The 21,581-nt window shown below is 68.1% G+C and carries 20 protein-coding genes; 11 read left to right on the top strand and 9 right to left on the bottom strand.

From position 1 onward, the window contains the following. Positions 1 to 21 precede the first annotated feature (21 nt). The 3 genes from menJ (at position 22) to AC5Y47_RS12460 (ending at position 2,437) form a co-directional block, all read left to right on the top strand. Positions 22 to 1,251 carry a menaquinone reductase MenJ gene (gene menJ, locus AC5Y47_RS12470; protein ID WP_499944307.1) on the top strand — a complete coding sequence of 410 codons (1,230 nt, stop codon included), beginning with the start codon at positions 22 to 24 and terminating at the stop codon, positions 1,249 to 1,251. A gap of 127 nt (positions 1,252 to 1,378) precedes the next feature. Then, positions 1,379 to 2,068, top strand: coding sequence for a class I SAM-dependent methyltransferase (locus AC5Y47_RS12465; protein ID WP_499944306.1), 690 nt, complete (start codon positions 1,379 to 1,381; stop codon positions 2,066 to 2,068). 33 nt (positions 2,069 to 2,101) lie between these two features. Next, positions 2,102 to 2,437 (top strand): DUF732 domain-containing protein, encoded by a 336-nt coding sequence (locus AC5Y47_RS12460; protein WP_499944305.1) that lies wholly within the window; start codon positions 2,102 to 2,104, stop codon positions 2,435 to 2,437. Here AC5Y47_RS12460 and AC5Y47_RS12455 read toward each other — a convergent pair. From AC5Y47_RS12455 to menD, 6 genes are all read right to left on the bottom strand, one after another. Next, on the bottom strand, positions 2,434 to 3,678 hold the full coding sequence (locus tag AC5Y47_RS12455) for a TetR/AcrR family transcriptional regulator (RefSeq protein WP_499944304.1): 1,245 nt from the start codon (positions 3,676 to 3,678) through the stop codon (positions 2,434 to 2,436). The two genes, AC5Y47_RS12460 and AC5Y47_RS12455, sit on opposite strands and share 4 nt — an antisense overlap. Before the next feature lie 25 nt (positions 3,679 to 3,703). Then, the gene (locus AC5Y47_RS12450) at positions 3,704 to 5,485 is read right to left on the bottom strand and encodes a hydroxysqualene dehydroxylase (protein ID WP_499944303.1); all 1,782 of its coding nucleotides are present in this window, start codon (positions 5,483 to 5,485) and stop codon (positions 3,704 to 3,706) included. A gap of 101 nt (positions 5,486 to 5,586) precedes the next feature. Continuing rightward, on the bottom strand, positions 5,587 to 6,279 hold the full coding sequence (locus AC5Y47_RS12445; protein ID WP_499944302.1) for a demethylmenaquinone methyltransferase: 693 nt from the start codon (positions 6,277 to 6,279) through the stop codon (positions 5,587 to 5,589). 17 nt (positions 6,280 to 6,296) lie between these two features. Next, positions 6,297 to 7,424, bottom strand: a complete 1,128-nt coding sequence (locus tag AC5Y47_RS12440; RefSeq protein ID WP_499944301.1) for a glycosyltransferase family 4 protein — start codon at positions 7,422 to 7,424, stop codon at positions 6,297 to 6,299. A gap of 62 nt (positions 7,425 to 7,486) precedes the next feature. Beyond that, entirely contained in the window at positions 7,487 to 7,975 is a 489-nt protein-coding gene (locus AC5Y47_RS12435; RefSeq protein WP_499944300.1) for a DUF3592 domain-containing protein, read from the bottom strand. Next, positions 7,972 to 9,612, bottom strand: coding sequence for a 2-succinyl-5-enolpyruvyl-6-hydroxy-3-cyclohexene-1-carboxylic-acid synthase (menD, locus tag AC5Y47_RS12430; protein ID WP_499944299.1), 1,641 nt, complete (start codon positions 9,610 to 9,612; stop codon positions 7,972 to 7,974). The genes AC5Y47_RS12435 and menD overlap by 4 nt, the downstream gene beginning before the upstream one ends. 66 nt (positions 9,613 to 9,678) lie before the next feature. On the opposite strand from menD, the gene AC5Y47_RS12425 reads away from it, so the two are divergent. After that, positions 9,679 to 11,157 (top strand): serine/threonine-protein kinase, encoded by a 1,479-nt coding sequence (locus AC5Y47_RS12425; RefSeq protein ID WP_499944297.1) that lies wholly within the window; start codon positions 9,679 to 9,681, stop codon positions 11,155 to 11,157. Then, the gene (locus AC5Y47_RS12420; RefSeq protein ID WP_499944296.1) at positions 11,154 to 11,654 is read left to right on the top strand and encodes a hypothetical protein; all 501 of its coding nucleotides are present in this window, start codon (positions 11,154 to 11,156) and stop codon (positions 11,652 to 11,654) included. Before AC5Y47_RS12425 ends, AC5Y47_RS12420 begins: the two co-directional genes overlap by 4 nt. Before the next feature lies 1 nt (position 11,655). Here the strand turns inward: AC5Y47_RS12420 and AC5Y47_RS12415 are convergent, their stop codons facing one another. Together AC5Y47_RS12415 and AC5Y47_RS12410 are read right to left on the bottom strand one after the other, a co-directional pair. After that, positions 11,656 to 12,444 carry an alpha/beta fold hydrolase gene (locus AC5Y47_RS12415; RefSeq protein WP_499944295.1) on the bottom strand — a complete coding sequence of 263 codons (789 nt, stop codon included), beginning with the start codon at positions 12,442 to 12,444 and terminating at the stop codon, positions 11,656 to 11,658. Further along, entirely contained in the window at positions 12,441 to 13,421 is a 981-nt protein-coding gene (locus tag AC5Y47_RS12410) for an o-succinylbenzoate synthase (RefSeq protein ID WP_499944293.1), read from the bottom strand. Before AC5Y47_RS12410 ends, AC5Y47_RS12415 begins: the two co-directional genes overlap by 4 nt. Before the next feature lie 80 nt (positions 13,422 to 13,501). On the opposite strand from AC5Y47_RS12410, the gene AC5Y47_RS12405 reads away from it, so the two are divergent. Then, positions 13,502 to 14,731 (top strand): alpha/beta hydrolase family protein, encoded by a 1,230-nt coding sequence (locus tag AC5Y47_RS12405; RefSeq protein ID WP_499944292.1) that lies wholly within the window; start codon positions 13,502 to 13,504, stop codon positions 14,729 to 14,731. Continuing rightward, positions 14,709 to 16,184 carry a wax ester/triacylglycerol synthase family O-acyltransferase gene (locus AC5Y47_RS12400; RefSeq protein ID WP_499944291.1) on the top strand — a complete coding sequence of 492 codons (1,476 nt, stop codon included), beginning with the start codon at positions 14,709 to 14,711 and terminating at the stop codon, positions 16,182 to 16,184. The genes AC5Y47_RS12405 and AC5Y47_RS12400 overlap by 23 nt, the downstream gene beginning before the upstream one ends. On the opposite strand, the gene AC5Y47_RS12395 is transcribed toward AC5Y47_RS12400, so the two are convergent. Beyond that, entirely contained in the window at positions 16,181 to 17,779 is a 1,599-nt protein-coding gene (locus AC5Y47_RS12395; protein WP_499944290.1) for an amidohydrolase, read from the bottom strand. The genes AC5Y47_RS12400 and AC5Y47_RS12395 overlap by 4 nt on opposite strands. Before the next feature lie 66 nt (positions 17,780 to 17,845). On the opposite strand from AC5Y47_RS12395, the gene fadD8 reads away from it, so the two are divergent. The 4 genes from fadD8 (at position 17,846) to AC5Y47_RS12375 (ending at position 21,579) form a co-directional block, all read left to right on the top strand. Next, positions 17,846 to 19,447, top strand: coding sequence for a fatty-acid--CoA ligase FadD8 (gene fadD8, locus AC5Y47_RS12390; protein ID WP_499944288.1), 1,602 nt, complete (start codon positions 17,846 to 17,848; stop codon positions 19,445 to 19,447). 97 nt (positions 19,448 to 19,544) lie between these two features. Further along, positions 19,545 to 19,994 (top strand): nitroreductase family deazaflavin-dependent oxidoreductase, encoded by a 450-nt coding sequence (locus AC5Y47_RS12385; protein ID WP_499944287.1) that lies wholly within the window; start codon positions 19,545 to 19,547, stop codon positions 19,992 to 19,994. Continuing rightward, the gene (locus AC5Y47_RS12380) at positions 19,994 to 20,680 is read left to right on the top strand and encodes a hypothetical protein (protein ID WP_499944286.1); all 687 of its coding nucleotides are present in this window, start codon (positions 19,994 to 19,996) and stop codon (positions 20,678 to 20,680) included. The genes AC5Y47_RS12385 and AC5Y47_RS12380 overlap by 1 nt, the downstream gene beginning before the upstream one ends. Then, positions 20,677 to 21,579: a 1,4-dihydroxy-2-naphthoyl-CoA synthase gene (locus AC5Y47_RS12375; RefSeq protein ID WP_499944285.1), complete on the top strand. Its 903-nt coding sequence runs from the start codon at positions 20,677 to 20,679 to the stop codon at positions 21,577 to 21,579. Before AC5Y47_RS12380 ends, AC5Y47_RS12375 begins: the two co-directional genes overlap by 4 nt. The last annotated feature ends 2 nt before the right edge of the window (positions 21,580 to 21,581 follow it).

Here is a 21,581-nt window from a genome sequence, read left to right as displayed (position 1 = left end):
TCGACCAACATACTGGTGGACGTGAACACCAGAGTCTCCCAGGCCGACGTCGTGGTGGTGGGCGCCGGACCGGCCGGATCGGCGGCGGCGGCCTGGGCCGCGCGAGCGGGCCGCGACGTGCTCGTCATCGATTCGGCCAGCTTTCCGCGCGATAAAGCCTGTGGTGACGGGCTGACGCCGCGTGCCGTCGAGGAGATGCAACGGCTGGGCCTGGGCGAGTGGCTGGCCGGCCGTATCGCGCACCGCGGTCTGCGGATGAGCGGGTTCGGCGGTGAGGTGGAGATCGAGTGGCCGGGGCCGTCGTTTCCGTCCTACAGCAGCGCGGTGGCCCGTCTGGAACTGGACGACCGGATCCGCAAGGTCGCCGAGGAGTCCGGGGCGCGCATGTTGCTGGGATCTAAAGCCGTTGCGGTGCATCACGATTCGTCTCGACGGGTGACGTCGCTGACTTTGGCCGACCACACCGAGGTGTCCTGCCGGCAACTGATTGTCGCCGACGGGGCACGATCCACGCTGGGCCGCAAACTGGGCCGGCGGTGGCACCAGGAAACGGTGTACGGTGTCGCCGCCCGCGGTTACCTCGCCACCGAACGCGCCGACGATCCGTGGCTGACGTCGCATCTGGAATTGCGCTCCCCCGACGGTGCGGTGCTGCCCGGCTACGGCTGGATTTTTCCGTTGGGCAACGGCGAGGTGAACATCGGCGTGGGAGCGCTGTCGACGACCAAGCGGCCCGCGGATCTGGCGTTGCGGCCGCTGATCTCCTATTACACCGATCTGCGCCGTGACGAGTGGGGCTTCGAGGGTCCGCCGCGGGCGGTGGCCTCGGCACTGCTGCCGATGGGCGGTGCGGTGTCGGGGGTGGCCGGGCCGAACTGGATGCTGATCGGCGACTCGGCAGCGTGCGTCAATCCGCTCAACGGCGAGGGCATCGACTACGGGTTGGAGACCGGGCGGTTGGCCGCCGAGGTGCTGGACACCGACGATCTCTCGCGGTTGTGGCCGGCGTTGCTGACCGACCACTACGCCCGCGGATTCTCGGTGGCCCGCAGGCTGGCGTTGCTACTGACGTTTCAGCGGTTCCTGCCGGCCACGGGCCCGATCGCGATGCGCTCCACGACGTTGATGCGCATCGCAGTGCGGGTGATGGCGAACCTGGTCACCGACGAAGACACCGACTGGGTCGCCCGGCTGTGGCGCAGCGGCGGGCGGTCTTCCCGGCTGATCGACCGGCGGCCGCCGTTCACCTGAGTGTGCCGAGCAGACGCAAAAGCCCCCAAAATCGTTCCGATTTGGGGGCTTTTGCGTCTGCTCGCGCCAAGAACGGGACATATCAGGCTGGTTGACATATATCAGGTGTGTTGATATACCTGAAGGCATGACTTCAGATGTGGAATTCGAGTTCGAGTCGGCATACCGCGGCGACGGCGGTCCGTTTGGCGACGGCGTGCGCCCCCCGTGGAGCCTCGGTGTACCGCAGCCCGAGTTGGCCGCCCTGATCGAGCAGGGCAAGTTCAGAGGCGACGTCCTTGACGCCGGTTGCGGCGAGGGCGCCATTTCGCTGGCGCTGGCCGAGCGCGGGCACACCACAGTCGGTTTGGACTCCTCGCCCACAGCGATCCAACTGGCCCGGCAGGAAGCCGAGAAGCGGGGTGTGACCAATTCCACCTTCGCCGTCGCCGATATCACTGATTTCGATGCCTATCCTTCGGGCTCGGCCGGCCGTTTCCAGACCATCGTGGACAGCACGTTGTTCCACTCCATGCCCGTCGAGCTGCGCGAGGGCTACCAGCGCGCGATCGTCCGTGCCGCCGCGCCCGGCGCGTCGTACTTCGTCCTGGTCTTCGACCGGGCCGCGATATCCGGAGAAGGTCCGGTCAACGCCGTCACCGAGGCCGAATTGCGCGAGGTGGTCTCCAAGTACTGGGTGATCGACGAGATCCGGCCGGCCCGCATCCACGCCCAGGTCCCTTCCGGCATCGCCGAGATGCCCGGCTTCCAGGCGCGCGACGAGGGCGACGGTCGCAAGTCGGTCGGTGCGTGGTTGCTGTCCGCCCATCTGGGCTGATAGCAGCCACCGGCCAGGTGTATAGTCCGTCTAATGAAGGTGACTAAGCTGGCTACTTTCGCCGCCTTTGCGGTCGCCGCTGTCGGGTTTGCGGCGCCCGCGCAGGCCGACGATTACGACGCGCCTTTCAACGCTCAGCTGCACACATACGGCATCTACGGTCCGCAGGATTACAACGCCTGGCTCGCCAAGATCAGCTGTCAACGCATTGAGCGGGGCGTGGACGGCGACGCCTACAAGTCGGCGACCTTCTTGCAGCGCAATCTGCCGTTGAGGACCACGCAGGGTCAGGCGTTCCAGTTCCTCGGCGCCGCGATCGACCACTACTGCCCGGAAAACGTCGGTTTCCTGCAGCGGGCGGGCAGCTAACTCCCCATCGCGTCCAGCAGGGTCGTGCGCAGCAGATGGCACACCACCCTGCGGGCACCGGCGGTGTTCTCGTACCGCATCAGCCGGCCCAGGTCGACGACCAGACTGAACGCCGCATGCACGGCGAATCGTGCTTCGCCGGTACTGATCTCGGGTCTGGCCAGCGATACCTGACGCGCCCACGCCTCGACGGTCGCGTGCTGGATGCTGCGCAGCGCGGTCCGCTCGTCGGCCGGCACGTTGTTGCGTTCCGCGTAGTAGACGTAAGCCAGCTCGGGACGGGCAAAGGAACGGCGCACATAGGCATCGACCAGTCCGGCGACCGCGTCCGCCGGGCCGGCCGCCGCGGCCAGTATCTCGGACACATCGCCGGACACCCGGTCGGCCGCGCGCCGGTAGATGGTCGCCAGTATCGACCCCTTGCCGCTGAAGAAGCGGTACAGGCTGGTGGTGGGCAGGTTCGCCGCGGCCGCGATGTCGTCCATGCCGGTCTCGCGGTACCCCCGTTCGTTGAACAGCGTGATCGCGGCCTGCAGGATCTGTTCGTAGTCACCGACGTCGATGCCCGGCGCGGGCTTCGCCGCCGGAGCGGTGCCGGGTTCCTCGTCGGGCAGGTCGGTGTCGCGCACGGCACGCACGATCCGCGTCAGCGTGCTGCGGATCTGCGTCTCGGGCAGTTGCGCGCGGTGATCGGTGATGCTGCCGATGACGCTCAACACCGCCGAGGACAGCGTCCAGCGCTGACGCGAACCCACGTGCGGCCGCAATCGGGACAGCGGCTTGTGTAGCCGCCGGTTGACCAGCTTGATCTGCGCGTTGAGCACCGCTTGGTCCTCGGCTGCCAGATAACGTCCTTCCCAGCGGTACAGACCGCCACTGGCCCGATTCTTCAGCGTCGTGGTGATGAGCTCTGCCACAACGCGATCCCACGTCTGCTCGGCGTCCACATCCTCGCCGTCCCAGTCGTCGACGAAGGCCGTACACACCACCAACTGCTCGCCCAGATTCAGCACAGCCTCACGGAAGAGGTCGTACTTGCGGGCATAGTGCCGATAGAGCGACGCCGCCGTCACCCCGACGCGCGCGGCGATGAGCTCCATGCTCACGCCGTGGTAGCCGAGTTCGCTGAACGCCTCGGCCGAAGCTTGGGCGATTTGCTCTTTGCGGTCCTTGGGGCGGCGTCGTCGCTCGGCGGGCGAGTCGGACCCCGAATTGGGTTCCGACATAGACGAAGTCGCCATAGCCGTACTCTATCGGCTGGCGGATCTAGTGGTTCGGCCTTCGCGTGTCGAGGATGTCGAGAGCATTGGGCAACCCTTTGCGGTAGCGCAGCCGGTCCGCGGTCTTCAGCGGCACCCACCACGGCGCTTGAAAGAGATTGACCACCTTCGCCAATTGGCCCGAGTAGCCCGATGCCTGCAGTACGCCGTTGGCGGCGTACCGCCCTCCTTCGTTGGCGCCTTCCATCGTGGTCACGTTCTGGTCGGTCTGGATCCACTCCCCGGCCAGGAACAGGTTGTCGATGGCGGTGACCGCGCCGGGCCGGCGCGCCCACGAACCCGGATCCTGGATGAACAGCGGTTCGTCGTTGCGGACGTTGGGCGTGCCCGAGTCGATGATCGACGGATCCAGGAACCAGGAATGCACCATCGCATCGTCGACCACATGGCCGGTGTCGTTGAGGTGCGCCTTGATCTGCGCCCACGCTTCCTGCGCGATCTCAGCCGGCGTGCACTGCCGTGCGCTCTTGCCGTTGAAGTTTCCCGGCGTACTCCAATCCGAGATGATCGCCGAGAGGCAGTCTTTGGCGCCGCCGTCGCCGTATGTGGTCAGGCTGCGCTTCCAGAACTGCTCCTGGCTGATCGAGGTGAGGCCCCAGCCCGAGTCGACGTAGTTGACGTGCCCCTTGGTGACGTCGACACGCTCCCTCAGGTAGAACATCAGCCCGTTCATCCATTCGGTGCGCAACAGCGCGACGTTGGACAACGCCGGGTCGGCGGCGATCACGTCGGGAGTGAGTACGGCGGCGAGCTTTTCGCACGGGATCGCCGACACGTACCAGTCGGCGACCACCGGCTGCGGGAATCCGTTCCCGTCGACCACGGTGGCGGACGCGATGTGTGAGCCGTTGGGCGTGAGACGCGAAAGGGCTTGCCCCACCCGGAAAGTCACGCCCTTGGAGGTCAGGTGCTCGACCCAGGGGTCGATCCATTGGGAACTGGTCGGACCGTTGAGCACCCGGTCGAATCCCTTGCAGTCGCGGTCGTTGCCGAACAGCAGGATCGACCAGACCGATGCCTCGCCCACCAACCCGATCGAATGGGCGCTGGCGTCTTTGGATTTCGAGGCGGCCAGGTTGCGGATGATCCCGTCGGCGAGGTAGCGGTTGTATTCCGGCGACCTCTTGTTCGCGCCGATGTAGTCCTCCCACGTCATGTTGTCCCACTGGCCGAGCTTGCGTTCGGTGCAGCTGGTGACGTAGACGGCGAGTTTCTGTGCGGCATAAGCGGCCTCCCACAACGGGAGCCGGAACAACGTCTGAAATACGGTGGTGACCGATTCGACGAATGCCTTCGGGGTGATCGGGTTGGGAACGGTGGGCAACGGAAACGGCAGCGGGACAGTGAGATCGGCTCGCCCCAGCCCGGAGTGCAGGTACGACGTGGCCCGCGTCAGGTTGTTCCAGACGCCGTTGGCGTTGCCCGGGAACGGGATTCGGCGCATCGTGTCCGTGACGTTGCGATAGAAGCCGGGAAAGAACCGGAAGCCGTGTTCACCTGGCAGCGGGGTGGCGCCCGAGTTCGGCACCGGGATCGACCTGGCCTTGCCGCCAAGGGCTTTGCGTTCGTACACGGTCACGGTGTAACCGCGGTCCACCAGCTCGTGTGCCGCCGTCAATCCCGCTACCCCGGCTCCGAAGATGGCGACCGATTTTCCGGGAGCCGCCCGGCTGACCGGCATCGTGTACGACAGCGCGGCCGCGGCGGTAGCGGCGGTTGCGGCGAGCACCGACCGCCGTGACACCAATTGGGTGCTGCGCGGACTCACGCCAATAAGTTAATGGGTGTTCTGGCATTGTGGCGGTATTGCTTTCGGCGTTTCGCCGCGATGTGAAGGTGGGTTTTTGCTCTTGCACCGCGTCGGTGAAGTCAGCGCAGCGCCTTGTAGCCGGCGTGCAGGGCCACGATGCCACCCGTCAGGTTGCGCCACCGCACCGCCGACCAGCCGGACCGCGAAATCTCTTGCGCCAGTGCCGTCTGGTCGGGCCAGGCTCTGATCGACTCGGCGAGGTAGACGTAAGCCTCGGGGTTGCTCGACACCGCTCGCGCCACCCGCGGCAGCGCCTGCATCAGATACTCCTTGTAGGCGGTGGCGAACAAAGTGCTAGTGGGAGTGGAGAATTCGCATACCGCCAGCCGTCCACCGGGGCGGGTGACGCGGGCCATCTCGCGTAACGCGGCGCGGAAATCCACGACGTTGCGCAGCCCGAAGCTGATGGTGACCGCGTCGAACACCTCGTCCGCGAACGGCAACCGGGTGGCGTCCCCGGCGACCTTCGGTACCCGGCGGGCGCTCCCGGCTTCCAGCATCCCGACCGAGAAATCGGCCGCCACACACCACGCCCCGGACTTCGCCAGTTCCTCGGTGGAGACCGCGGTGCCCGCGGCCAGGTCCAGTACCTTCTGGCCGGACTTGAGGCGCAGCGCCGATCGGGTGGCCCGCCGCCAGAACCGGTCCTGACCGAACGACAGGACGGTGTTGGTGATGTCGTAGCGACGGGCGACGCCGTCGAACATCGATGCGACGTCCTTGGGATCCTTGTCGAGGTCCGCGCGATTCACCCGTTCGACGCTACCCGCTACGCGGCCTGAGCCCGTCGCGTCCCCAGCACCGCCTCGTAGTGCGCGAAGAGTTCCTCACAGATCGCCGCCCAGCTGCGGCCCAGCACACTGCGTCGCGCCGCCAGTGCGTAGCGCTGACGTTCGGCCAGCAGGTGGGCGACCGCGCCGGGTAGCAACGCCTCGAAGTCCTCGACGGGCAGCAACAGGCCGGTGCGGCGCGGGGTGACCAGATCGCGCGGGCCGCCGGCGTCGGGGGCGATGACCGGCAGCCCCGACGCCAGCGCTTCCTGCACGACCTGACAGAACGTCTCGTGCTCGCCGGGGTGCACGAAGACGTCCAAGCTGGCGTACGCGGTGGCCAACGCGTCGCCGTAGAGCGCGCCGGTGAAAACCGCTGTGGGCATTGCTGATTGCAGCTTGGCGCGGTCGACGCCGTCGCCGACGACGACGAGTCGTACCGCGCCGCCGGCCGCGAGAACCGCGAGCCTCTCGACGTGCTTCTCGGGGGCGAGTCGCCCCACGAAGCCGACGATCGGCTTTCCGTCCGGAGACCACAACCGTCGCAGCCGCTCGTCCCGAGCCGACGGCGCGAACCTGATCAGGTCCACCCCCCGCCCCCATCGGTGGACACGTGGGAAGCGCTGAGCGGCAAGGGTTTCCATGGTGGGAGTGGACGGCGCCAGGGTGCGGTCGGCCAGACTGTGCAGGTGCCGGAACCACGCCCAGGCGGCGCGGGTGGCCATCGGGATGCCGTAGCTCTCGGCAAATCCCGGTACGTCGGTCTGGTAGACGGCGACTGTGGGGACACCGAGGCGGCGGGCCGCCTTCAACCCGCCGTAGCCGAGCAGGGCCGGGGAGGCCAGATGCACCACGTCCGGGTCGAATCCCCGCAGCACCCGCAGCAGTCGCGGGGTCGGCACCCCGAGCGGCAGCGTGGTGACCTTGGGGAACATCCGCGACGGTGTGCGGTGCACCCGGATCCCGTCGTGCAGGCGGTCGGCTCGGGGCTGGCCGGGCGGGTTGTCGGGAGCGATCACCAGTGCTTCGTGACCGGCGCGGCGCAGCTGCTCGAGTATCCGGACGACCGAGTTGCTGACCCCGTTGACCTGCGGCAGGAACGATTCGGCGACGATTGCGACGCGCACGCCGTCAACCGTGGCAGCATCGACTGTCCTGGAGGTTGCCGACGGGGATACGCGACGCGAAATCAGTGCTTCAGGCGTTTGTCGAGCAGGGCGAGACCGATCAGCGCGATCGCGCCGGCCAACCAGGCCACCACGGCGATGGACCCGGCGGGGATGATGGCCAGCCCGGCGTTGCGGTGTTGCACCCGAACGAGGTTGGGATCCCTTTTGTTGTATTCGACGTAGATCCGCATGCCCTTGGCCAATTCGGACGGATACAACACGCCCAGTTCCGGCCGGTAGGTGACGCGCTCGGGTGTGACGAACTCGATGGTGGAGCGGCGGGGGCCGGCGCTGAGCACCTCGGCCTGGGCGACTCCCATATTGCGCCGGATCGCCAGGTCGTTGCGCCACGCGCCGGCCACCAGCAGCACCGACTGCAGCGTCACCAGGAACACCACGATCAACACCGCGATCCGCACCCAGCGCACGACGATGCGGGGTCGGGTGTCCGGTAGTTCTTCGGTGGTTCCGTGAATCAGGATGCGCGCCAACGCCTTCGGCGACTTCACAGGGCTGCCCGGATGGCGGCGTGCAGCTGCCGCAGCGACGAGCGGTCGGCCTTGACCTCCAGCACCCGCATCCCGCCGGCCGGTTCGTCCAGGGCCGGGCCCAACTCGTCGACCTCGATCTGCCGGCTCTCCACGTGATACGCCCGGCACAACGCGCCGACGTCGACGTCGTGCGGGGTGCCGAAGATCCGCGAGGACACGTCGGAGAACCGTGGGTCCCCCTGTTCGAGCAGCTCGAAGATGCCGCCGCCGTTGTCGTTGGAGACGACGATCGTCAGGTCGCGCGGGGTCGGCTCGGTGGGTCCGATCAGCAGTCCGGAACTGTCGTGCACGAAGGTCAGGTCACCGATGAGCGCGACTGTGCGGCCCTGGTCGACCCTCTCGTACGCGAGAGCCGCCCCGATCGCCGTCGACACCGTGCCGTCGATGCCGGCCACGCCCCGGTTGGACCGGACCTGGACACCGGAGGTGTTCAGCCCGACCAGCGCGACGTCGCGCACCGGGTTGGACGCACCCAATACCAGCTGGTCACCGGGGCGCAGCGCGTCGGCGACGGCGGCCGCGACGTGCAGGCCGGTGGTCAACGGGTGCTCGGCGAGCTGGCCGCGCACCGCATTCAGGGCCTGGCGGTTCAGGTCGGCGCAGCGGCGCAGCCAGGCCGGGTCGGGCGCGCCGCTGACGGCCGCCCGGGTGCCGGTGGCCTGGGAGTTGCCCGAGACGTCCGGCCAGCGCGGTCCCGTCGTCAACGCGTACACCGGAATGTTCGGGTCGGCCAACAGCGCCGACACCGGGCGGTGCAAGGTGGGGCGGCCCAGCATGATCACCTGACGCGGACGCAACAGCGGCAACGCCAACGGGTGCAACGGGTTGCTGCCGGCAACCGGCGCCGTCGGCTCGGCCACCGTCGGCAGATCGGCCAGGTTCGGGTACAGGGCCGCCCCGTGCCCGGCGATGACGACGGTGTCCGGGGTCAGGTCGATGTCCAGTGGCTGATCGAAGGTGACCGGCGGGGTGTAGGTCCACGGCTGGCCGTCGGGCCGACCCGGCGGGAGCGGCACGCCAATTGGATCGGCGTCGGGTACCAAGGGTTCGCGCAGCGGGATGTCGAACTGCACCGGACCGGCGTTGGCGCTGCGAGATCCGGTGGCGGCGGCCAGGACTCGGCAGGTGGCCGATCGCCAGGTCGCGTTGAGAGCATCCATCCGATCGGGCGCGTTTTCGGCCAGCCCGAGGCTGACGGCGGCCCGTACCTGGGTGCCGAAGTAGCCCAGCTGCTCCATGGTCTGGTTGGCTCCGGTGCCCAGCAGTTCGTAAGGCCGGTTGGCCGAGAGCACGATCAGCGGCACCCGCGCATAGTTCGCCTCCACCACCGCCGGGCCCAGGTTGGCTACCGCGGTTCCCGACGTCATCGCGATACACACCGGCGCGTCCGCCCCGACCGCCAAACCGATCGCGAGGAACCCGGCGGTGCGTTCGTCGATGCGCACGTGCAGCCGGATCCGTCCGGACCGGTCGGCGTCGTGCAACGCGAACGCCAACGGCGCGTTGCGGGAGCCCGGGCATAACACCACGTCGCGTACGCCGCCGCGGATCAATTCGTCGACGACGATGCGCGCCTGGGTCGTCGAGGGGTTCACCACTACAGGGTGTCACAACCGAGCGCCCTGACCGGCGGCACCGGCGCGCCAGTAGGATTTTCCGCTATGCCACTAGGTGATGGCGACGACTTTGCTGGATTCACCATCATGCGGCTCCTGGGGGCCGGTGGGATGGGCGAGGTCTACCTGGCCCGGCATCCGAGGCTGCCGCGGCTGGACGCACTGAAGATCCTGCCCACCTCGTTGACCGACGATTCGGACTTCCGGCAACGTTTCAACCGGGAAGCCGACCTCGCGGCCACGCTGTGGCATCCCAACATCGTGGGTCTGCACGATCGCGGTGAGTACGACGGTCAGCTCTGGATCACCATGGACTACGTCGACGGGACCGATGCGGCCCGCGCACTGCGGGATGCCGGACCGAGCGGCCTGCCCGAGCGCGACGTACTGGACATCGTCACCGCTGTCGCCGATGCGCTGGACTACGCGCATGAGCGAAATCTGCTGCACCGCGACGTCAAGCCGGCCAACATCCTGATCGCGTCGGACGCGGATCGACGGCGGATATTGTTGGCCGACTTCGGAATTGCGCGACGCGCTGACGACATCAGCGGTTTGACGGCGACCAACGTGACGCTCGGCTCGATCACCTACGCGGCCCCTGAGCAACTCATGGGCCAAGCCCTGGACGGTCGGGCCGATCAATATGCGTTGGGCGCCACAGCTTTTCACTTGCTGACCGGTGTGCTGCCGTACGAGTCTTCCAATGCGGCAGCCATTGTCGGCAAACATCTCACCGCGCCGCCGCCGCTGCTTGCCGAACACCGGCCCGACCTGGCGCGCCTCGATGCGGTGTTGACGAAGGCGATGGCCAAGGATCCGGCCCAGCGGTATGCGCGTTGTGCTGATTTCGCGCGGGCGCTTGCTGCGGCGATGGCAGGCACTTCGGCGCCGGTGACCGAGATGGCAGCGCCCCGACCGGTCGAGTTTGCGCCCGTCGAGCCGACGACCCAACACGCGCCGATCTGGCCGGGACCCATGGCGCCGACACCGTACCCGCCGATGCCGTATCCGCCGATGCCGGTGGCCACGCGTCCGCGCTGGCCGGCGATCGTGGTTCCGCTGGTGCTGGCGATGTTGCTGGCCGGCGCGCTCGCCTTCGCCGCGACGCAGGTGCTGCGTCCGCAGGCGCAGCCGTCCACCGCGGCACCGCAGTGGCAACCGTATGTCGACTACGCCAAGCAGTTCACGGTCTGGTTGACCAGCCTGAGAGCAGGATCCGCCGACAGCGACATCCAACGCCTCCTCGACGGCTCGACAGGCGAATTCCACGACGACTTCGCGAATCGAAGCTCCGAGTTCCGCAAGGTTGTCGAGCAGTCCAACGTCGACACCCAGGGATCCGTCAGCGGCGCCGCCCTGGACTCGATCAAGGGCACGACGGCCCAGGTACTGGTCGCGGCGACATCGAAAATAACCAACAGCAATGGCGCCAAGGACGAGCCACGTTCGTGGCGAATGATCATGCGGGTCGAGAAGGTCGGCGACGACTACAAGGTGTCCAAAGTGGAGTTCGTGTCGTGAGGCGCATCGCCTGGTGGCTCCTCATCGCCGGATTGACCGCCGCGACGCTCGCCGCCGCGTCGGTGGGCGGCTGGTTATTCATCACCAAGAGCCGGCACCCGCTCCCCGTGGCAGATCAAGCCGCAGCCCGACAGACGGTGGTCCAAGCCGCAAGTGACTGCACCGTGAAAATCCTGAGCTATTCGCTCGGCACCATGGACCAGGACTTCGCTGCGGCCAAAGCGTGCCTCACCGGCGACTTCCTGAACTACTACGACACGTTCACAAAACAAGTTGTCGCGCCGGCGGCGAAGGAAAGGAGCCTGGCGGTTACAGCAAAGGTTGCGCGGGCCGGGGTGGAGACCCTCATCAGAGATTCCGCGACGATCCTGGTTTTCGTCAATCAGACGACTGCGGCCAAGGACTACCCGGAGCCAACGAACGCAGCAAGCTCCGTGCGCGTGAGCCTGACCAGGGTTCAGGGCAGGTGGTTGATCTCTAAGTTCAATCCGGTCTGACCTACGCCCTGACCCCGGCAAAGAACTTCAGTATCGCCGCGTTGACCGCCTCCGGCCGTTCCAAGAACCCGAGATGCCCACTGTCGGGGATCTGCAGATAGCGGCCGTTGGGCAGTGCGTCGGCGACCTCGCGTCCAAGATACGGGGGCGTGACGACGTCGTCGGAGAATCCGAGCACCAGCACCGGTGCGGCGATGTTGCGGTAGGCGGGCAGCCGGTTGCTCTGCGGCGAGACGTCCAGTTGGGTACGGAAGCCCGGCGTGAGCTTGGTGGGCCACATGCTGAACATCGCGATCCAGTCGGCGATCGCGGCATCGTCGTTGAGGGTCTTGCGCGAAAAGTTCTCCAGCAGACGGGTTTTCGCGTCGTAAGTGGCGGGCAGCTGCACGCCGGCCGCGTCCAGGTCGGCTTCGGCCCGGTGAAAGAACTGCCGGGAGCGGTCCAGTCGGCCGCGGGTCGCCATCAGCACCGCGGAGCTGACCAGTTCGGAGCGCACCACCATGAGTTCCTGCGCGATGAACGAACCCATGGACACCCCGACGATGCGGACCGGGCCCAGGTCCAGCGATTCGATGAGTGCGGCGGTGTCGGCGACCATGGTCGCCGTGGTGAATCCGCCGGCGTTCTCGGTGGCACCGATCCCCCGGTTGTCGAACGTGACGCAGCGGTATCCGGCGGCCAGGAACGCCGGGACTTGGTGCAGGTGCCAGGTGCGGCCGGCACCACCGCGACCGGCGATGAAGACAACCGGCTCACCGGTCCCCTTGTCGTCGTAAGCCAGGTTGATCACCCGGTCGACGGTACAAGCAACCGGTGGCAGGCCTTGACCCGGTCGATCCACCATTGCCGCCGATCCGCCGACGCTTTCAGCGCCTGCAACCGCGCCGGGTCGGGCCTCACCGCGCCGACCGGGAGGAAGCCGTCGACGGGCGCGGCGGGGTCGGCGACGTCCTCGACGAACAACCTTCCGGTGCCGAGCCCGCACGCGTGCCGCAGTTCCGGCAGCGCCGCGGCCGCAGCCAGTCCGCGGCTGATGCCGACGGCCGAATCGAGCGCGCTGGACACCACGATCGGGATCGGGATCTGCTCGGCGATCTTCAGCATCGCCGAAATGCCGCCCAGCGGAGCAACTTTGAGGACGGCCACGTCGGCGGCGGCGGCGCGCACCACGGCCAGCGGATCTTGCGCCTTGCGGATGCTTTCGTCGGCGGCCACCGGCACGTCGATCCGCCGACGCAGGTCGGCAAGCTCGGCGACGGTGGCGCAGGGTTGCTCCAGATACTCCAGCGGGCCATCGGCCGTCAGGGCCGCGGCGGCCTCGACGGCCTGCCTGACGTCCCACCCACCGTTGGCGTCCACCCGCACGGTCGGCACCAGCGCGCGCACCGCGTTCACCCGGGCTACGTCGTCGGCCAAACCCTGCCCCGGCTCGGCGACCTTGACCTTGGCGGTGCACGCGCCGGGAAAGCGGGCCAGCACGCCGGGAACCTCGGCGGCGCTGACGGCCGGGACGGTGGCGTTGATCGGCACCAGATCGCGGCGTACCGGCGGCGGCCGGCGATACGCGGCCTCGATGGCTGAGGCCAGCCAGTGTGCCGCCTCGGCCGGCCCGTATTCCAGGAAGGCGCCGAACTCGCCCCACCCGGCGGGACCCTCGATCAGCGCGACCTCGCGGGTGGTGATGCCGCGGAATCGGACCCGCATCGGCAACGCGACGACATGCAGGCGGTCCAGCAAGGCATCGAGGGCGGGGAGCGGAGGCATCAATGCAGGTTAAGCGGTCATTGTGATAATGTGATTCTCGTTAAAAGAGAAGGTTGTTCTTGAGTGGTGGAGGGAGCGTGGCGGTGAGACGGTCCGCCCGGCTTGGTCTGGTCGCCGCGGCCACCGTTGTGGCGGCGGCCGGCGTGGCCGGCGTCCGTGCGGCCCAGCGGGCATGCCGGCCAGGCGGCACCGTGAGCGAGGGCGTTCCGGTGGCGCAGCCGTCCGTCGGCCTCGGTGTTGCCGCCGCGCTCGACGCGCTGGTCGCCGGCCCGATGCCGGTGCTGTCCTCGCTCGGGTCGCCGGAGCATTACGCGGCGGCCTCGGCCGAACTCGACGCCGCCGTCGTCTACTACCGCGACGCCGGATGGTTCGACGAGCCCGCGCGTCGGCACCGGCGTCCCGACGCGCCCGACTGTCAGGTGGGATCGCTATCGAGCGGGATCGAGCTGGCCCGGTTCGACAGTGGTTGGCAGCCTGAGCCGGGTGAGCCCGGCGCGCAGCGCTGGATGTCGTTCGGCGCCAACGACTCCGTGCCGGTCCGGCTGCTGCGTCACCCGGGTGCGCCCCGACCGTGGCTCGTCGTCGTCCACGGGCAGGGGATGGGGCGGTCGTCCGACGTCAGGATGCTGCGTGTGCGTCGCCTGCACGAACTGCTGGGCATCAACGTCGCCCTCCCCGTGCTCCCCCTGCATGGCCCGCGCGCCGGCGGCTCATCCCTTTTCGGGTCCCCCTACCGGCAGTTCGCCTCGAACGTGTTCGCGACGAACAACGTGCTGGGGCTCACCCAGGCGGTGTGGGACATCCGGCGGCTGCTGCGGTGGCTGCGCGAGGACCAGCGGGCTCCGGCACTGGGTTTGCTCGGCGTGTCGCTCGGCTCGTATGTGATCAGCCTGCTCTCGACGCTCGAAGGCGATCTCGACTGCCTGGTCGCGGTGGTGCCGACCAGCGACCTGGCCGCGTCGATGCGGGTGGCGGCGCCGCTGACCCCGGTGCGGCGCCGGCTACACCGCGAGGTGCATGACGATCGGTCGACGCTCGTGCACCGGGTTGTGTCGCCGCTTGCCGGGCCGTGCCTGGTTCCCCGCGAACGGCGGCACATCGTGGCCGGCCAGGTCGACGGGATCGCCCCGCCCCGCGGCGCTGTCCAACTGTGGGAACACTGGGACCAGCCGTCGATCGCCTGGCGCCCGCGCGGCCACCTCACCGCATGGCGCGGCAGAGACTATGACGACCACATCGCCGCGGTCCTCACGTCGTGCGGACTGCGACACCAAGCAGAAAGGGGCGGCTATGCGCCAGCTGTCCAGCGCTGACTGGACGATGGTGTCACTCGACACCTCGAACGCGCACAACACCATCGGCATCGTCGGCATCTACGATCCCGCCACGCGCGGCGGCGAACCCGTCACCTACGAGGAAGTCCTGTCCTACGTCCAAGCGCGGCTGCACGTCGCCGAGAGTTTCCGGGAACGGCTCGTGCACGTACCCTTCGCGGCCGATCGGCCGTGGTGGATCCGGGACGGCGACTTCGACCTGGAGTACCACGTCCGGCACATCGCCCTGCCCCGGCCCGGGAGCTGGCGGCAGTTGTGCACCCAGATCGCCCGCATCCATGCCCGGCCCCTGGACCTGAGCCGGCCGCCGTGGGAGTTGTATCTGATCGACGGGCTCGACGGCGTCGACCACCTGCCCGAGGGCGCCTTCGCGGTGTTCCTCCGCGTGCACCATGCCGCCATCGACGGTGTCGCCGGGGCCGAGATCCTCACCGCGATCCATACCCACGAGCCCGACGGCGCGCCGCCACCTGCGCCCGAGGGCTACCACTGGGAACCCGACTCCGTCCCGTCCGATGCCGAGCTGCTCAGCCGCGCCGCGCTGCACGGCGTCATCCGGCCCTTCGACGTGCTGCGTCAGGTCCGCAAGGTCGCGGGCCAGCTGCCCACGATCGTGTTCGACAACCGGGACCCCGACGTCACGTCGCCCGCTTCGCTGCCCAAGGCGACCCGCTTCAACCAGGTGGTGTCGCCGCATCGTGTCTTCGGTACCGCCTACACGACGCTGGACGTCCTCAAGGAGATCCGTACCGCGATGCCGGAGGCCAAGATCAACGACATCGGCCTGGCGATCGTCGGCGGAGCCATCCGCCGCTACCTGCTCGACAAGGGCGAGCTTCCCGACCAGGCGATGGTGGCGATGATGCCGATCTCCGTCCGTCCCACCAGCACCCGCGCCAGCGGCGGGACGAGCTCGGCGACCAGCACTAAGACCAGCTCCAAGACGAGCGGCAACGAATATTCGGTGTCGCCGATCACGATGGCGACCGACGAGGCCGATCCGCTGGTCCGGCTGGCCCGCATCGTGGCGTCGACCGCGCATGTGAAGGAGTCCGGCGCCCATCCCGTGCGCTCGCTCATCGAGATGTCGGAGGAGGCGCTCGGCGGCCTGATGGGCACGGTGCAGCGGGCGGCGGTGCGCGCCCTGAGCCGGCGCGGGCGGACCGTTGCAGCCCACACCCTGGTGAGCAACGTGCCCGGACCGCTGACACCGATGTATTTCTGCGGCGCGCAGATGGTCGACACCACCGGGCTGGGCCCGGTGCTCGACGGGATGGGCCTGAACAACGGCATCGGCAGCTACGGCGACCGGGTGACGTTCTGCTTCACCGCCGACCGCGCCGCCCTGCCCGACCCCGAGGTGTACGAGCAGTGCCTGAGCGACGCCGTCGACGAACTGCTTGCCGCCGCCCGCGCGCGCAACGGCAGTTAGTGCACCCGCCGCCCCGCCAGATAGGTCGCGCGTACCTCGAGATCGGCGATCTGCTCCGGCGGCACGTTGCGCGGATCGGCGGACAGCACCACCAGGTCGGCGTACTTGCCGACTTCCAGTGAACCGATGACGTCGTCGGCGAACAGTTGCCAGGCGGCGTCGATGGTCTGGGCACGGATCGCCTGCTCGACGGTGAGCCGCTCTTCCGGACCGAGCACCCGTCCGCTCGGCGCCGTCCGGGTGGCGGCGACGCTGATGTTGCGCAGCGGTTCTTCCGGGGTGACGGGTGGGTCGTTGTGCAGCGAGATGCGCATTCCGGTGGCCACCGCGGATCCGGCCGGCATCCACCGGGAACCGCGCTCGGGCCCGAACAGGCCGTCGACGATGACGTCGCCCCAGTAATGGATCTGGTCGACGAAGATGCTGCAGGTGACGCCGAGCGCTTGAGCGCGCTGCAGCTGTTCGGGCCGGATGGCGCCGACGTGTTCGAGCCGGAGGCGGTGATCGTCGCGGGGATCAGCTTTCAGGGCTTCCTCGTAGACGTCGAGGATGGTGTCGACGCCGGCGTCGCCCTGCACGTGACAGGCCATCTGCCAGCCACGCGGGAAGTAGGCGCCGACGATCTCGGTGAGCTGCTCTTTGGTGTAGTTGGCGCAGCCGCAGGAGCCCGGTGTGATGCCGGCGCTGCGGGTGGCCGGGGTGTCCAGGTAGGGAAATGACAGCGCGATGTTGCCGATCCACGGCGAGCCGTCCACCCAGATCTTGATGCCGACCTGACGGATGATGTCGTCGCCCTGGCCGGGGGTCGCGTCGGTGTGCATTCCGGCGTTGGAGACTTCGTAGGTGCGCAGCCGGACGGTCAGCTCGTCGTGCAGTTGGGCGACCAGCGGACCGAACTTGGGATCGAACGCCATTTCCGAGCAGGTGGTCAGCCCGGCGCGGTTGAGGCGGGCGCATTCGGCGCGCAGCATGTCCGGGTAGGTGCCGGCTTGGATTGCCCCGCCCAGCAGCGGGAACACCGCGCCGATCTCCTCGGCGGTGCCGTCCAGCTCGCCGTCGGCGTCGCGGTTGTACTTGGCGCCCTTGGGGTCCGGGGTGTCGCGGTTGAGGCCGGCCTGGACGGCGGCTTTGGAGTTGAAGTACGCCTTGTGTCCGGAGTTGTGGATGATCACCAGCGGGCCGTCCGGTGCGATGTCGTCCAGCCAGCTCAGGGTCGGGTCGGGCAGCCCGGGTTGCAGCAGCGCGTCCCAGCCGTTGAGGTAGGCGCCTTCGGGCCCGCGCTTGGCGGCCTCCCGGCGCACCGTTTCGACGACGGCGTCAGGGTCGCGGATGGTGACCGGCCGGATGTCGACGATCCGGTCCGACAGCGCGATGGCCTCCATCAGCGGGTGACCGTGCGCCTCGATGAAGCCCGGCAGCACGCAGCCGTCACCGATGTCGACGGTCTGGGTGTCCGGGCCGAGGTGCTGCTCGACCTCAGCGCGGTCCCCCACCGCGACGATCCGGCCGTCGGCGATGGCGATCGCCTCGGCCGTCGGCCTGTTGTCGTCGACAGTCAGTACGGTTCCGGTGATGACGAGATCGGCACCTGTCATGTGCGCAAATACTAGTGATCGAGGGTGCCGGCTGACCGGAACTGCAACACGTTCTAGTCTCTTCTTATGAGTGACGATCTGTTGCGCAACCCGACCCACAACGGCCACCTGCTGGCCGGCGCACTCAAGCGGCACAAGAACCGGCCGGTGCTGTTCCTCGGCGACACCACACTCACCGGCGGTCAGCTGGCCGAGCGGGTCAGCCAGTACGTCCAGGCGTTCGAGGCGCTGAACGCCGGCACCGGAGTCACCGTCGGCCTGTTGTCGCTGAACCGTCCCGAAGTGCTGATGATCCTGGGCGCCAGCCAGACTCAGGGCTACCGGCGGGTGGCGCTGCATCCGCTGGGGTCGCTGGACGACCACGCCTACGTGCTCTCCGATGCCGGGGCGAGCTCACTGATCATCGACCCCAACCCGATGTTCGTCGAGCGCGCGCTGGGTCTGCTGGAGAAGGTGGACTCACTCAAGCAGATCCTGACCATCGGGCCGGTGCCGGAGGCTCTCCAGGATCGGGCGGTGGATCTGTCCGCCGAGGCGGCCAAGTACGAGCCGAAGCCGCTGGTCGTCGCGGACCTGCCGCCGGACCACGTCGGCGGCATGGCATATACCGGCGGCACCACCGGCAAACCCAAAGGCGTGATGGGCACCACCGGAAACATCGCCACCATGACCCAGATCCAGCTCTCCGAATGGGAGTGGCCGGAGCACCCGCGATTCCTGATGTGCACGCCTTTGTCGCATGCCGGTGCCGCGTTCTTCACCCCGACGGTGGTCAAGGGCGGCGAGATGGTGGTGCTGGCCAAGTTCGACCCGGCTGAGGTGCTGAGAGTCATTGAGGAGCAACGCATTACGGCCACCATGCTGGTGCCGTCGATGCTGTACGCGCTGATGGACCACCCGGATTCGCACACCCGGGACCTGTCCTCGCTGGAGACGGTCTACTACGGCGCCTCGGCGATCAACCCGGTGCGGCTCGCCGAGGCGATCCGGCGCTTCGGGCCGATCTTCGCGCAGTACTACGGCCAGTCCGAGGCGCCGATGGTGATCACCTACCTGCCCAAGGCGGATCACGACGAGAAGCGGCTGACGTCGTGCGGGCGTCCCACGCTGTTCGCGCGGGTGGCGTTGCTGGGCGAGGACAGCCAGCCGGTGCCGCAGGGCGAACCGGGTGAGATCTGTGTCAGCGGACCGCTTTTGGCGGCCGGGTATTGGAATCTCCCGGAAGCCACGGCCGAGACATTCAAGGACGGTTGGCTGCACACCGGCGACATGGCCCGCGAGGACGAGGACGGTTTCTACTTCATCGTTGACCGGGTCAAGGACATGATCGTCACCGGCGGGTTCAACGTGTTTCCCCGCGAGGTCGAGGACGTCATCGCCGAGCACCCTGCCGTCGCGCAGGTGTGCGTGGTCGGCACCCCGGACGACAAGTGGGGCGAGGCCGTCACCGCGGTGGTGGTGCTGCGCGCCGACGCCGCCAGCGACGACGCCGCGATCGAGAAGATGACCGCCGAGGTGCAGGCGGCGGTCAAGGAACGCAAGGGTTCGGTGCAGTCGCCCAAACGGGTAGAGATCGTCGACTCGCTGCCGCTGACCGGGCTGGGCAAGCCGGACAAGAAGGCCGTACGTGCGCGCTTCTGGGAGGGCGCGGGCCGCGCGGTCGGCTAGCGCTGGTTGCGCGAGCAGACGCAAAAGCCCCTGAAACCGCGGTTTCAGGGGGGCTTTTGCGTCTGCTCGCGCCAAGAAGGTGACTACTGTGGCGGGCATGGCTGACAAGGTCAAACCGCCGTGGTGGCTCAAGCCGGCGAACAAGGTCTTCATCCAGATGTCGAAGCTGGGCTTGAAGTTCGGCGGCGAGAGCCCCGTCGTGTTGACGGTCCCCGGCCGCAAGTCCGGCATCCCGCGCTCCACACCGATAACCCCGATGACCTACGCCGGCCAACGCTACGTCGTCGGCGGCTTCCCCGGCGCCGACTGGGTCCAAAACGTCAGAGCCGCAGGCGAAGTCACGCTGCAGCGTGGCCGCACCAGCGAGCGTATCCGGATGGTCGAGCTCTCGCCGCAGGACGCCAAGCCGGTGCTGCGGGCGTTTCCCACCGAGGTGCCGACCGGAGTCAGTTTCATGAAGAGGTCCGGGCTGATCACCGAGGGACGGCCCGAGGAGTTCGAGGCGCTGGCCGGGCGCTGCGCCGTCTTCCGTTTCGACCCGGCCTGATGCGCCGCGTACTGCCCGTTGTGCCGCTGCTGTTCCTCGGAATCATCAACCCCTCGATCGCGTCCGCGTCACCCGGCTGCCCAGCCGGTGGCGCCGCCCCGCCGCCCGGTGCCGTCCAGCGCCAAACGGGTGATCTCGACGGTGACGGCCTGCCCGACGCGTTGTGGATCGGCAGAGTGCCGGGCGCCGGCGGCGGCACCAACCGTGTCGTCGGTATCAGTACCGCCAGCGGCGCGCGCTCCCAGGTCGACGTCTCGTCGGCAAGCCCAATACCGTTGCGCGCGTTGGCGATCGACGCCCAGGAAGACGGCAGCCACCAGGTCATCGTCAGCACCGGCCGCAACGCGCACCTCTACGCGTTCGCCGACTGCCGGCTCCAGACCGTGGTCGACGCCCACTACGGCAGGCCCTTCGTCTTCGACCTAGAGAACCTGGCCGGCAACGGCACCGGCGTCGGATGCAGCGACCTCGGCGACGGCCGCCGCCTCGTCGCGTTGCAGGCGCTCGACAACGGCGGCCAATGGAGCGTGCGCCGCACCGAGATCAACGTCGACGGTACCCGTGCCGCCACCGGCCGCTCCGATACCCTGACGGCCGCGTCACCGCAGGACCCGGCGGTGACCAGTGCACAGACGATCAGCTGCGGAACCCTGACGATCGACCAGGACGGAGTTCAAGAACCTTGAGCGACAACCCATTTGATGCCGAAATCTGGAAAGTGGTGGACAGCTTCGGCGAACTGACCGACATCACCTACCACCGCCACGTCACCGACGCGACCGTGCGGGTGGCGTTCGACCGGCCCGAGGTGCGCAACGCGTTCCGGCCGCACACGGTCGACGAACTGTACCGGGTGCTCGACCACGCGCGGATGTCTCCGGACGTGGGTGTGGTGCTGCTGACCGGCAACGGTCCCTCCCCCAAGGACGGCGGCTGGGCGTTCTGCTCGGGCGGCGATCAGCGCATCCGGGGCCGCAGCGGCTACCAGTACGCCAGCGGCGACACCGCGGACACGGTGGACGCGGCGCGGGCCGGCCGGCTGCACATTCTCGAGGTACAGCGGCTGATCCGGTTCATGCCGAAGGTGGTCATCTGTCTGGTCAATGGATGGGCGGCCGGCGGCGGACACAGCCTGCACGTGGTCTGCGACCTCACCCTGGCCAGCCGGGAGCACGCCCGGTTCAAGCAGACCGACGCCGACGTCGGCAGCTTCGACGGCGGTTACGGCAGTGCGTATCTGGCCCGTCAGGTGGGTCAGAAGTTCGCCCGCGAGATCTTCTTCCTGGGCCGGCCCTACACCGCCGAGCAGATGCACCGGATGGGGGCGGTCAACGAGGTCGTCGACCACGCCGATCTGGAGTCCGTCGGTGTGCAGTGGGCCGCCGAGATCAACGCCAAATCGCCTCAAGCACAACGGATGCTGAAGTTCGCGTTCAACCTGCTCGACGACGGCCTGGTGGGCCAGCAGCTGTTCGCCGGAGAAGCGACCCGGCTGGCCTACATGACCGACGAGGCCGTCGAGGGCCGCGACGCGTTCCTGGAGAAGCGTCCCCCGGACTGGAGCCCGTTCCCCCGGTATTTCTAGGC

Source organism: Mycobacterium sp. NGS22, assembly GCF_059813095.1.
This window is presented reverse-complemented; position numbering and strand designations above follow the sequence as displayed.

Excerpts from the sequence above, each read along its gene's own strand:
- AC5Y47_RS12465 (WP_499944306.1), top strand. The coding sequence starts at position 1,379 with ATGACTTCAGATGTGGAATTCGAGTTCGAGTCGGCATACCGCGGCGAC.
- AC5Y47_RS12460 (WP_499944305.1), top strand. The coding sequence starts at position 2,102 with ATGAAGGTGACTAAGCTGGCTACTTTCGCCGCCTTTGCGGTCGCCGCT.
- AC5Y47_RS12455 (WP_499944304.1), bottom strand. The coding sequence starts at position 3,678 with ATGGCGACTTCGTCTATGTCGGAACCCAATTCGGGGTCCGACTCGCCC.
- AC5Y47_RS12425 (WP_499944297.1), top strand. The coding sequence starts at position 9,679 with ATGCCACTAGGTGATGGCGACGACTTTGCTGGATTCACCATCATGCGG.
- AC5Y47_RS12400 (WP_499944291.1), top strand. The coding sequence starts at position 14,709 with ATGCGCCAGCTGTCCAGCGCTGACTGGACGATGGTGTCACTCGACACC.
- AC5Y47_RS12395 (WP_499944290.1), bottom strand. The coding sequence starts at position 17,779 with ATGACAGGTGCCGATCTCGTCATCACCGGAACCGTACTGACTGTCGAC.
- fadD8 (WP_499944288.1), top strand. The coding sequence starts at position 17,846 with ATGAGTGACGATCTGTTGCGCAACCCGACCCACAACGGCCACCTGCTG.
- AC5Y47_RS12385 (WP_499944287.1), top strand. The coding sequence starts at position 19,545 with ATGGCTGACAAGGTCAAACCGCCGTGGTGGCTCAAGCCGGCGAACAAG.
- AC5Y47_RS12380 (WP_499944286.1), top strand. The coding sequence starts at position 19,994 with ATGCGCCGCGTACTGCCCGTTGTGCCGCTGCTGTTCCTCGGAATCATC.